Source organism: Streptomyces sp. NBC_00316, assembly GCF_036158715.1.
In the GTDB taxonomy this organism is placed as follows: domain Bacteria; phylum Actinomycetota; class Actinomycetes; order Streptomycetales; family Streptomycetaceae; genus Streptomyces.
Genome location: NZ_CP108023.1, coordinates 6,951,732 through 6,964,346, shown reverse-complemented (window position 1 = coordinate 6,964,346; position 12,615 = coordinate 6,951,732). Strand labels below are relative to the sequence as shown.

5 protein-coding genes are annotated in these 12,615 nt (G+C 71.6%); 3 read left to right on the top strand and 2 right to left on the bottom strand.

What is annotated here, in order from left to right; genetic code table 11:
* Window positions 1-18: 18 nt before the first annotated feature.
* Window positions 19-1,413 (bottom strand): aldehyde dehydrogenase family protein, encoded by a 1,395-nt coding sequence (locus tag OG878_RS30950; RefSeq protein WP_328889824.1) that lies wholly within the window; start codon window positions 1,411-1,413, stop codon window positions 19-21.
* A gap of 314 nt (window positions 1,414-1,727) precedes the next feature.
* Between OG878_RS30950 and OG878_RS30945 the strand changes: the two genes are divergently transcribed.
* The 3 genes from OG878_RS30945 to OG878_RS30935 all read left to right on the top strand — a co-directional run bounded on the left by OG878_RS30945 (window position 1,728) and on the right by OG878_RS30935 (window position 10,698).
* Complete coding sequence (locus tag OG878_RS30945) at window positions 1,728-4,295, top strand: S8 family serine peptidase (RefSeq protein WP_328889823.1); 2,568 nt, start codon at window positions 1,728-1,730, stop codon at window positions 4,293-4,295.
* Window positions 4,295-7,231 (top strand): FG-GAP-like repeat-containing protein, encoded by a 2,937-nt coding sequence (locus tag OG878_RS30940; RefSeq protein ID WP_328889822.1) that lies wholly within the window; start codon window positions 4,295-4,297, stop codon window positions 7,229-7,231. The genes OG878_RS30945 and OG878_RS30940 overlap by 1 nt, the downstream gene beginning before the upstream one ends.
* A gap of 158 nt (window positions 7,232-7,389) precedes the next feature.
* Window positions 7,390-10,698 (top strand): ATP-binding protein, encoded by a 3,309-nt coding sequence (locus OG878_RS30935; protein WP_328891442.1) that lies wholly within the window; start codon window positions 7,390-7,392, stop codon window positions 10,696-10,698.
* Between the two features lie 25 nt (window positions 10,699-10,723).
* Here the strand turns inward: OG878_RS30935 and OG878_RS30930 are convergent, their stop codons facing one another.
* A complete protein-coding gene (locus OG878_RS30930) occupies window positions 10,724-12,610 on the bottom strand; it encodes an ABC transporter ATP-binding protein (protein ID WP_328889821.1) in 1,887 nt (628 codons plus the stop codon).
* Window positions 12,611-12,615: the final 5 nt, after the last annotated feature.

The window sequence follows — 12,615 nt, the reverse complement described above, 5'->3', positions numbered from 1 at the left end:
GAGTGCATCGGGGGTGGTTCAGAACTGGAGGGACTTGGTCTGGAGGTACTCGCCCAGGCCGTGCGAGCCGAGTTCGCGGCCGACGCCGGACTGCTTGTAGCCGCCGAACGGGGCGAGCGGGTTGAACCGGCCGCCGTTGATGTCGACCTGTCCGGTGTCCATCCGGCGGGCGAAGGCGAGGGCCTCCGCGTCGTCGGCGGCCCATACGGCGCCCGCGAGCCCGTACACCGTGCCATTGGCGATCCGGAGCGCGTCGTCCTCGTCCTCGTACTTCAGGATCGAGACGACCGGGCCGAAGATCTCCTCCTGGGCGATGGTCATCTCCGGGGTGACGTCGGCGAACACGGTGGGGCTGACGTAGTACCCGGCCGGGAGCGGGGCCTCGGGGCCTCCGGCGACGAGCCGGGCGCCCTCCTGGATGCCCTTCTCGATGTAACCGCGCACCCGGGCCTGCTGCTTGGCGTTGACGACGGGGCCGACCCGCTCCCCCGGTACGTACTTGGCGACGGCCGCGGCGGCGAGAGCGACGGCTTCCTCGTAGCGCTCGCCGTCGACGAGCATCCGGGTCCAGGCGCTGCACGTCTGGCCGGAATTGGACATCACGTTGGCGACGCCCACGTTGACAGCCTTGGCCAGATCGGCCGAGGGCAGGATGACGTTGGCGGACTTGCCGCCGAGCTCCAGCGCGACGCGCTTGACCGCGCCGCCCGCGGTGGCGCCGATCTGCTTCCCGACGGCGGTGGAGCCGGTGAACGACACCAGGTCGACGTCCTCGTGCGCGGCGAGGGCCTGTCCGGCGACCGGGCCGAGACCGGTGACCAGGTTGAAGACACCGGCGGGCAGGCCGGCCTCCTCGGTGGCCTCGGCGAAGAGCTGCGCGGTCAGCGGGGTGTCCTCGGCGGGCTTGAGCACGATCGTGCAGCCGGCCGCGAGCGCCGGAGCCACCTTGGCGACGATCTGGTGCAGCGGGTAGTTCCACGGGGTGATCGCCCCGACGACACCGACGGGCTCCAGCAGGACGGTGGAGTTGCCGTGCTTCTCCTCGAAGGGGTACGAGGCGGCGAGTTCGGCGTACGAACCGGCGACCAGGATCGGCACACCCGCATGCACCGCCTGCGACAGCGGGAGCGGTGCGCCCAGTTCGGCGGTGACGGTGGCGGCGATCTCGTCCTGGCGGGCCACCAGGACATCGCGCAGGGCGGCGATCCGTGCGGCGCGTTCGGCGGGCGGGGTGGCGGCCCAGCCGGGGAACGCGGCGCGGGCGGCCCGTACCGCGGCGTCGACGTCCTCGGCCGTTCCGGCCGGGACATGGGCGATGACCTGCTCGTCCACCGGGTTCACGACCGCGATCGTGTCCCGTCCTGCGGCGGGCCGCCACTCCCCGCCGATGTACATGCCGTCGTGGGCCTTCATGGCTGTTCCTCCCGGGCCTGGGTACGGACGATGTCGTCCGCGCCCAAACTAGCGCCGTTAGTTTTCACATGCCAGAGACGCCGGTCACGCCTGGTCCGGCAATCCGTCCGGCAATCCGTCCGGCAGTCTGTCCGCCGGTGCCCCGGCGGTCCGTGCGACGTTCCGCCGCTGTTCGTCCGCCGGCGCTTCCGAGCTCCAGTAATTCGCCAGTAACGGCCTCCTCCTAGCGTCCGGGATCAGCCCGCCTCCTCCGCACTCCCCCGTAGTCGCGGTCCGGTGCGGGCTCCCCCGTACCACCCAGGAGGAGCACTCCCATGCAACTGCCCCTATCTCCCCGGCGCAGAACCGCCGCGTGGGCGGCGGCCGCGATCACGGCGGCGGCCGTCCTCATCGGTCCTGCCCCCGCCTTCGCCCAAACGGGCACCGATGCCGCTGCCGGGTCCGGCAGCGGCATCGGTGCCGGCAAGATCGACTCCGCTCTGCGCGACGCCGTCGCGAAGGGCAAGGAGTCGACCTTCTTCGTCGTACTGAAGCAGCAGGCAGACCTGTCGGCCGCCAAGGGCAAGCACTCGCACAAGGAGAAGGCGCAGGCCGCCTACACCGCGCTGCGCGCCGAGGCGAACAGCTCGCAGAAGTCGCTCTCCGCCTTCCTCGACAAGGAGAAGGTCGGCTACGAGTCGTTCTGGATCACCAACGCCGTCAAGGTGACCGGTGACCAGAAGCTCGTCGACGAGCTGGCCAAGCGGGCGGACGTCGCGAGCCTCGTCAAGGAGCGGTCCTACCAGCTCGACAAGCTCGAGGCGACCACGACTCCGGGCACCGAGATCGACGCCGACTCCGGTGCGACGGCGGTCACCCCCGAGTGGGGCGTCAAGGACATCAAGGCCGACCAGGTCTGGGACCAGTACAACGACCGCGGCGAGGGCATCGTCATCGCCAGCGTCGACTCGGGTGTGCAGTTCGACCACCCGAGCCTGGTGGGCAACTACCGGGGCAACCTGGGGGACGGCACCTTCAACCACGACTACAACTGGTACGACCCGACGGGCCAGTGCCCGACCAGCGCGCCCTGTGACAACAACGGTCACGGCACCCACACCATGGGCACCATGGTGGGCCAGGGCGGGGTCGGTGTCGCACCCGGAGCCAAGTGGATAGCCGCCAAGGGCTGCGAGACCGACCGGTGCGCGGACGACAATCTGCTCGCCGCCGGTCAGTGGATCCTGGCGCCGACCGACCACAACGGTCAGAACCCGCGCCCCGACCTCGCCCCCGACATCGTCAACAACTCCTGGGGCGGCGGCGACACGAACTTCTACCAGGACATCGTCCAGGCCTGGAACGCCGCCGGGATCTTCGAGGCCTTCGCCTCGGGCAACGACGGTGACGGCACCACCTGCTCGACCGGGCACGCTCCGGGCTCGCAGGCCGACTCGTACGGTGTCGGTGCGTACGACTCCACCGGGAAGATCGCCCGCTTCTCGGGCTTCGGCCCCTCCGCCTTCGACGGTTCGATGAAGCCGAACATCTCCGCGCCGGGCGTCAGCATCCGCTCGACGTGGCCGGGCAGCTCGTACAACACCATCTCCGGTACGTCCATGGCCACCCCGCACGTCGCGGGCGCCGTCGCGCTCCTGTGGTCCGCGGCCCCGTCGCTGATCGGGAACATCGACGAGACCCGGGCGCTCCTCGACGAGGGTTCCGTCGACGTCGACGACACGCACTGCGGTGGCACCGCGGCCATGAACAACGTCTGGGGCAGCGGAAAGCTGGACATCCTGGCGTCGATCGCCGACTCCCCGCGCTCCGCCGGCACCCTTTCCGGCACCGTGACGGACCAGGCCACGGGCGCGGCGCCGAACGCCACCGTGACCGCGCAGAACGCCGACTTCCAGCGGTCGGTCGTCACCGACACCAAGGGTGCGTACAGGCTGCACCTGCCCGCCGGTGAGTACACCGTCACCACCACCAGCTACGGCTTCGCCACCCGCACGGACACGGTCACCATCACCGTCGGCGAGACGATGACGCTCGACCTGCCGCTGACCGCCGTCGCGCACCACTCCGTCTCCGGTACGGTCCTCGACGTCTCGGGCAAGCCCCTCAAGGGCGCCACGGTGAAGTTCACGGACGCGCCCCTCGCCCCGGTCACCACCGGCGCCGACGGCACGTACACCTTCCCGTCCGTCGCCGAGGGCTCCTTCCACCTGTCGGCCATGCCCGCCGCCCCGGTGATGTGCAACGGCACCTGGTCCGGCGCGCTGACCGTCGACGGCAACGAGACCGTCACGGCCTCCCTGCCGCCGCGCACCGACGCGGCCGGCACGTACTCCTGCACCCCCGGTGCGTACAGCTGGATCAGCGGCCAGACCAAGGTCGACCTGTCCGGTGACGAGAACGCCAAGTCCGTCGCCCTGCCGTTCGCGGTGACGTACTACGGAGTCTCGTACACCAGCGCCGGTGTCACCACCAACGGACTGGTGAACTTCCTGGCGCCGCGACTCGGCGACTACGCCAACACCGCGCTGCCCCTGGCCGATCAGCCCGACGGCATCGTGGCCGCGTTCTGGGACGACCTGACGCTCGACAAGAAGTCGAGTGTCCAGACGGCCACCACGGGCACCACGGGCAACCGCAGGTTCGCGATCGTCTGGAACAACGCCGCGCTCGTCTCCGACACGTCGGTACGCCTCACCTTCGAGGCTGTCTTCGACGAGGCGACCGGGGCCATCACTCTCCAGTACAAGGCCCTTGGAAGCACCGGTGGTTCGGCCACCGTCGGCATCGAGAACCAGGCCGGCACGGACGCCCTCCAGTACTCCCTCAACGAGTCCGTCCTCACGGACGCCTCCGCGATCCGCTTCTCCCCGAAGGCCGCGTGATGAAGAACATCAACCGTAGAGGCGTACGCCTCGCCTCCGCCCTGGTGGCAGCCGGACTGGTACTGAGTGCCGCGCCGACCGTCGCGTTCGCCGACGACGGTGACAGCGGGCTGCTGACGCTCACCGACAGCCAGGCCGCCGACCTGTCGGTCAACGCCCAGCTCAACCCGTACGGCGACGCGCCCGACCAGGCGTACGACCCGCAGGGCGTCGGCACCCGTGAGGACGCCGCCACGGCGCCCACCACGGACGCGACCACGGACCCCAGCGGCACGGGCACCACCGCCGACGCGACCGCAGGCTCCTATGCCATCAACCCGAAGTCGTCCATCGAGGGCGACTACGCCATGGTCGACACCACCCCGGTGGCCGGCACCGACGGTGACTACTTCGCGCTCGACGCGCTCGGCATCGTCCAGCGCTTCACCGCCGACGGCAAGCAGGTCTGGAAGCGCGACAACGCGTCGCTCTACACGGACTGGAAGGTCACCAACGTCCGTCCCTGGCAGAGCGAGCCGTACCCGGCGCGCATCTCCATGGGGTACAACGCGGTCGGCCCCTCCACGCTGTCCGCCGACGACGGCTACGCCACCGGTGACCTGACCGGTGACGGCGTGGACGACGTGGTCTTCACCGCGAGCGTCGGCGCCTACCCCTACCGTCCGTTCACCTCTCCCGGCTCCACGCTGCCCACCGGCACCTTCGTGACGGTCCTGGACGGCAAGACCGGCAAGACGCTGTGGTCCAAGCTGTACACGGGTGCGTACAACATCAAGCTGGTCGGCAAGACGCTGATCGTCGCGGACTCGCCGTACTGGAACCTGAACGCGCCCAAGACCTCCACGACCACGCTGAGCGGCATCCGCTTCTCGTACGCCGACGGAGCGCTCACCCCCTCCGACACCTGGTCGTACGACACCGGCGCCTTCCTCGGCTCGGGCTGGGCGAGCCTGGAGCCGCTGGGCGACTCCGGCCTGTTCGCCGCCTCGTGGGACCAGCGCAAGCTGAGCGCCACCGCTGCCCCGTTCGGCACCACCATGGTGTTCGACTCGAAGGACGGCAGCGTCAAGTGGAAGCAGACCAACCGCCTCTACTCGCGCCAGCTGCACTACGACGCCGCCCGCAAGACCATCGTCGCGCTGGAGCAGTCGGACCCGACCGACGGCCTCGTCTACGAGATCGCCTCGTACGCGCTCGCCGACGGCACCCGCACCACCGTCGACCGGCGCATCAACGCGGTGCCGCTCGACCTGGTCATCGGTGACCTCAAGGGCGGCTCCAAGCCCGAGTACACGGTCAGCGAGGCCACGCTGGACTACACCGGCAGGTACCTGAACACCAACTCCGTGCGCGCCCTGGACGGCGACACGGGCAGCGAGCTGTGGTCGCGTACCGTCAAGCGCGATCCGGCCAACTCGCACAACACGGGCGCCGCTTGGGGCCTGAAGGTGGTCGACCACAAGGTCATCGCCTCCTACCAGGACGACAAGGACAGCGAGACCGCCTTCAACCGCAGCTCCGGGCGCTACGGCCGTCTCGCCGTACTGGCGGGCAATGACGGCTCGGTGCGCTGGGAGCAGCGCGGTGCGACCGTCTCGCAGATGTGGTCGCAGCCGTTCTACAAGAACAACGGCTGGCACCTGCGCACGGTGGACACGAACGAGAACGTCCGCACGTACAACATGGGCAGCGGCAAGCAGGAGAACCTTCTCCCGCTGCGCTCCGCGGTCTATGCCTCCGTCTCCACGGACATCAACGGCGACAAGAAGCAGGACCTGATCCTCGGCGGCCTCTCCAACGGCGTCTTCGCCTACGACGGCCCCTCGATGGTGTCCAGCACGCCGAAGCTGCTGTGGACGGCCACCGTCCCCGGCCAGGTGCACGAGCTGGTGAAGGCCGACGTCAACGGTGACGGCCGCGACGAGACGATCGTTGCCGCGGACTCGGCTGCCGCGGTGCTCGACTCCCGTACGGGCAAGGTCCTCACCAAGATCGACGGCGGCGGCCAGTTCGTCCGCACCGTCGCCGCCGCCGACATCAACGGCGACGGCAAGGCCGAGATCGTCGTGGCCACCGACAAGGTGCGCGTCTACGACGCCTCCGGCAAGAAGCTCTGGGAGTACGCCGCGCCCGCGTCCGCGGGCGACGTCGTCTTCGCGGACGTGTCGTTCGCCGACGGCAAGGTGTACGCGCAGTACGCCAGCAAGATCACCGGGGACAGCATGCTCACCAGCGTGGTGGGTGGTGTCGCCCTGGATGGCAGGACCGGTGCAGTCGACTGGTCGTTCACCCCGCAGCCGGGCTCCGGCACGGACGGCAAGCTCTACGGGGCTCCGCTGCAGGCCGGCACGTTCGCCTCGTCGGGCATTCCGTACGCCGACGGGCACGCGGTTGTCTTCACCTCCTTCACCAGGGATTCCTCCATTGGCGCGCTGGTGACGCTGGTGCAGATCCGGGACGGCCGCACCGGCGAGCTGCTCCACGAAGGCATCGGCGGCGGCCCCTGGGGTCTCGGCAACTGGCTGACCGGGCCGGACGGCCTGACCATGGCCAGCCAGGTGGCGTTGCGCACGTTCGGTCCCAACGGCAAGGACTCGCGGGTGTACACCTGGGGTGACTCGCAGAAGGCGTCCTTCGCGACAGGACCCGGTGGCCGGCGCATCCTCGTCTCGGGTGAGCAGGGCGGCCTGAGCACGTACGACCCGTCGATCCTCACCGCAGGCGTGGACTACCCGGTACCCCCGGTCCACCTCGGCGCGCTGGGCGGGAAGGACGTCTTCACCGGCGACCTGACCGGTGACGGCGTCGACGAGATCGTCTCGCTCAACTCCGACGAGTTCGGTATCGACCGCACGGCGGGGCTCGAGGGCGGCGGCCTCACCGCGCCGTTCACCGCGATGCGCCAGACGATCACGGCGACGATCGACCCGTCCTGATCCGTAGCCCCTGACCCCGCCGGGGTCACCGCAGGCCCCCGAGTCCTCGACCCGGGGGCCTGCAGCCGTTCACAGCCGCAGCGATTACAGTTACTGCCCCTATGGCCAGGGCATTCACACACGACGCAGGTTCCACCGGGGAACCCCCTTTGCTTCGTGTGTACCTTTTCGGCGGCTTCAAGGTGGAACGTGATGGCGGTGCGCCACTCGCCGACAAGTGGCCCCGCCCCAGCGCCCGCGCCCTCGTCAAGCTCCTCGCCATCTCGCCCGGCCACAGCCTCCACCGCGAACAGGCCATGGACATCTGCTGGCCCGACGCCGACCCGTCGTCCGCGCTCGGCAGCCTGCGCGTGGCCCTGCACGCCGCCCGCCGCGCCCTGGAACCGGAGCTGGCCCCCCGCGCCTCCTCTTCCTATCTGACCGGCGAGGGCACACTGCTGCGGCTCGATCCGCAGACCGTGATGATCGACGCCGACGAGGCCGAAACCCTGGCCGAGCGCGCCCTGGCCGACGGTACGGCCGAGGCGCTGGCCGCCGCGCTCGCCGCGTTCACCGGCGAGCTGCTGCCCGAGGACCGGTACGCACCCTGGGCCGAGGCCCGGCGCGAGGAGCTCTCCGCGATGTGCGACCGGGTACGGCTGGCGCTCGCCGAGGCCCATCTCGCGGACGGCGAGACCGAATTGGCCACCGAGGTGGCGTTGCGTGCCGTGGCCGCCGCGCCGGCCGAGGAGCGTGCCCACCGGGTGCTGATGGACGCCTATCTGCGCCAGGGGCTCCGCCGGCAGGTCGTGCGCCAGTACCACCTGTGCCGGGAGGCGCTCGACGCGGAGCTCGGCGTACGCCCGGGCCCAGCCACCGAACAGCTGCATCTGCTCGCGCTGGACGCGTCCACGACCCTGCTTCCCGCCGTGTCCGCTCCCGTGCTGCCGGCCGCGATACGCACCCCGCCGGGCCCGCCGCTGCGGGGCCGGGCCGATGAACTCGGCGTGCTGCTGGCCGCCGACGGGCCCCCGGTGCGCCTCGTCGGCGGTGAGGCCGGGGTGGGCAAGACCCGGCTGGCGGCGGAGGCGGCCCGGCGGGCGGCCGAGGACGGGACGACCGTGCTGTGGGGCGCGGGCCATGACGCCGAGGGCCACACGCCGTACGGCGCCTTCGTCGAGGCACTGGACGCCTGGATGGCCGACCGGCCGTCCGCCGAACGGGCCAGGATCGGTGGCGAGTACCCCGAACTCGCCTCGTTGCTGCCCTCGTTGGGCCAGATCGATGCGGGGGCGGAACGCAGCCCGGAGGAACAGCGCGACCGGCTGTTCCGGGCGACGGCCGGGCTGCTGGGCGATCTGGCGGCCACCGCGCCGGTGCTGCTCGTGCTGGACGATCTGCACGCCGCCGACGCGGGGACGTACCAGCTGCTCAGTCATCTGGCCCGGCGGGCGGTGGCCACCGGCGCGGACTGGCGGTTCGCCGTGACGTACCGGGCCGAGGAGTTCGCGGCGGTGGACCCCAGGCGCACCGCGCTGGACGGGCTGGTGCGTCAAGGACTGGCCCGCACGCTGGAGTTGGGGCGGCTCGACCGTGCGCAGTGTCTGGCGATCGCGGCGGACGCAGGTGCCAGGACCGGGCTCGACCGGGTCTGGGAGCTGTCGCTGGGCAACCCCCTCTTCGCCCTGGAACTGGCCCGGACCGTCCACGAGGGTGCGGACCCCGCCGCGCTCAGCGCGCCGGAGGGCGTGCGGCAGCTGGTGGCCGCCCGGCTGGCACGGCTGGGACCGGCGGCGCGCCGGGTCGTGGAGGCCGTCTCCGTGGCAGGCGGCGGCGCCGCGCTGTCCGAGGTGCTCGACATGGCCGAGCACGGGCTCCATCCGCCCCTGTCGTCCGCCGAAGCGACGGACGCCGTTGACGCGGCGGTCGCGGCGTCGGTGGTGGCGGAGCGGACCGTGGTGGTCGGCGGCCGGCCCATGCCCGGTCTCGCGTTCCGGCATCCGCTGGTGCGGCTGACCTGTTACGACGGCCTGTCCGCGGCCCGTCGCCGGCAGCTGCACTCGGCGTACGCGGAGGCGGTGCTGCGGCGCAGGCCGGACGCCGTCGACACCCTGGCCTCGCATCTGGCCCGCGCCGACGACCCGCGGGCCACCCACTATCTGCGGCAGGCCGCCGAGCGTGCGGCCGCCCTGTGCGCCAATGACACTGCGGACCGCTACTACGCCGAACTGACCGCCCGGCTCGACGCGTTGGCCTCAGACGCGGCGCAGGCACGGATCGACCGCGCCGTCGTGCTGCGCCGGATGGCCCGCTACCAGGAGGCGGCGGCGGTGCTGCGCGAGGCGCTGGACGACATGGTCCGGCGCGGCGACGAGGACGGTCAGGTGCTGGCCGCCGCCCGGCTGACCGAGGTGCTGGTGAAGTACCGCGGCACCGACGAGGGCGAGGAGCTGCTGCGCACCTACCCGCCCGGTCCGCGCACCCTGCCGCTGGCCGCCGCGACCCACCATCTGGCGGCGGCGGTCCTGCGGTTCGTGACCGGCCGGTATGCGTCGGCGCACACCGCCGCCCGTACCGCGCAGGACGCCGCGGACGCCATCGCGGGCAGCGAACGCCGGGGGCTGCTGGCCCGGGCCCTGGGGATGCAGGCGACCTCGCTCGGTCTCGCGGGCCGGTTCGCGCAGGCCCGCGAGGCGGCCGATCTGGCCCTGCCGCATGCCGAGGCGTACGGCGACCAGGAGTTGCTGGCCACCGTCGTCTCCGTACTACGCGAGCATGCCCGGCGATCGGGCCGGCTGGCCGAGGCGGTCTCCTTCGGCCGGCGGGCCCAGCGGCTCGCCGAGCACACCGGCGACCCGACCGCGGTCGCCTTCGAGCGGGCCAACCTCGCGGAACTCCATTTGCTGCTACGGGAGTTCACGGAGGCGCGGGAGCATGCGGAGGCCGCGGCACGGGAGACCGACGGGCAGCCCGCATGGTGCACGCCGTACGCGCTGGCCGCACTGGCCCGGTTCCGGATGAGGACGGATGAACCGGGCGCCGCGGAGCTGCTGGCCCGCGCCGCGGAAGTGGCCGAGGCGCAGGGCGACCGGCAGGCGGTGTACGAGGTACGGACGGCGCAGGCCGAACTCCTGGTGCGCGCGGGCCGCCCGCGGGAGGCTCTGGCCCTGCCGGCCGACGACAGCGGTCCCGGCTCGGCCGCACTGCTGGCGTGGGCGGAGCTGCTGTCGGGACGCCCCGAGCGTGCGGTGCGACTGGCGGCGGATGAGGCCGCACGCGCCGAAAGGGCAGGCGAGCAGCTGTCGTCGACCGACGCCCGCACGGTTCACGCGGCGGCCCTCGCCACACTGGGCCGGGCCCGGGAGGCGCGCGAGGAGTTCGGCCGGGCTGCCGCCCTCGCGGCGGAACTCCCCTATCCGGCAGGGGCGTTCGCGGTGGAGCAGGCCGCCGGGGCAGACTGGGCCACCCGTCCGGGATTCCCCGGCTGACCCTCGGCACCGGCGGCCCCGCCTGTCAGCCGAGCTCCGCCGGCTCCGCGCCCGGACGCTCGAACTGGGTGCGGTAGAGCTCCTCGTACCGGCCTCCTTCGGTAAGGAGTTCGTCGTGGGTACCCCGCTCCACGATCTGCCCGTTCTCCACGACGAGGATGAGGTCCGCGGCCCGTACGGTGGAGAGCCGGTGGGCGATCACCACCGCGGTGCGTCCCTGGAGCGCCTCGGCCAGGGCCTCCTGGACGGCCGCCTCGGAAGTGTTGTCCAGGTGGGCGGTGGCCTCGTCGAGGATCACAACACGCTGGCGGGCCAGCAGCAGCCGGGCGATGGTGAGCCGCTGGCGTTCGCCGCCGGAGAGCCGGTAGCCGCGTTCGCCGACGACGGTGTCGAGGCCGTCGGGCAGCGCGGCGACCAGGCCGTCCAGCCGCGAGCGGCGCAGTGCGTCCCAGAGGTCCTCCTCGGTGGCCCCGGGGCGGGCGAGGAGGAGGTTGGCGCGGACCGACTCGTGGAAGAGGTGGCCGTCCTGGGTGACCATGCCGAGCGTGTCGCGCAGGGTGTCGGCGGTCAGGTCGCGTACGTCGATGCCGCCGATGCGTACGGAACCCTCGTCCGTGTCGTACAGCCGGGGCAGCAGCTGGGCGATGGTCGACTTGCCCGCGCCGGACGATCCGACCAGGGCCACCGTCTGGCCGGGTCCGGCGCGGAAGGAGATCCCGCGCAGCACCTCGGTACCGCCCCGGGTGTCCAGGGTGGCGACGTCCTCGAGCGAGGCGAGGGAGACCTTGTCGGCGGACGGGTAGCCGAAGCGCACGTTGTCGAACTCCACGGACACCGGCCCCTCCGGTACCGCCCGCGCATCCGGCTTCTGCTCGATGAGCGGCTTGAGGTCGAGGACCTCGAAGACCCTCTCGAAGCTGACGAGCGCGCTCATCACCTCGACGCGTGCTCCGGCGAGAGCGGTGAGGGGCGCGTACAGCCGGGTCAGCAGAAGGGCGAGCGCGACGACCTCTCCGGCATCCAGTCGGCCGCGCAGCGTGTAGTACCCGCCGAGCCCGTAGACCAGGGCGAGTGCCAGCGCCGACACCAGGGTGAGCGCCGTGATGAACGCGGACTGGGCCATGGCCGTGCGGACCCCGATGTCCCGTACGCGGCCCGCCCTGGCGGCGAATTCGGCAGACTCGTCGGCGGGCCGGCCGAAGAGTTTGACCAGGGTCGCGCCGGGCGCGGAGAAGCGCTCGGTCATCCGGGTGCCCATCGCGGCGTTGTGGGCCGCGGCTTCGCGCTGGAGTCTCGCCATCCGCGTTCCCATCCGGCGTGCGGGCAGCACGAACACCGGCAGCAGGACCAGCGCGAGTACGGTGATCTGCCAGGAGATGCTGAGCATCACGCCGAGGGTGAGAAGCAGTGTGACCACGTTGCTGACGACGCCCGACAGGGTGTTGCTGAAGGCGCGCTGGGCCCCGATGACGTCGTTGTTGAGGCGGCTGACGAGCGCGCCGGTGCGGGTACGGGTGAAGAACGCGATCGGCATGCGCTGCACATGGTCGAAGACGGCGGTCCGCAGGTCGAGGATCAGCCCTTCACCGAGGGTCGCCGACAGCCAGCGGCCGGCCAGCCCGAGTCCCGCCTCCGCGACGGCGATCACGGCGATGAGCACGGCCAGCCGCGTGACGGTCCCCGCCTCCTTGCCGGTCACGATCGCGTTCACGACGTGCCCGGCAAGGACGGGGGTGGCGACCGCGAGCAGCGCGGTCGCCACGCTCAGCGCCAGGAACAGGGCGACCCGGCGCCGGTGCGGGCGGGCGAACGCGGCGATGCGCCGCAAGGTGGTGCGGTCGAAGGGGCGGCGGTCCTGCTGCGCGGTCATGACGTTGTGGAGCTGCGTCCACGCGGTGGCTTCCATACTCATGGAAG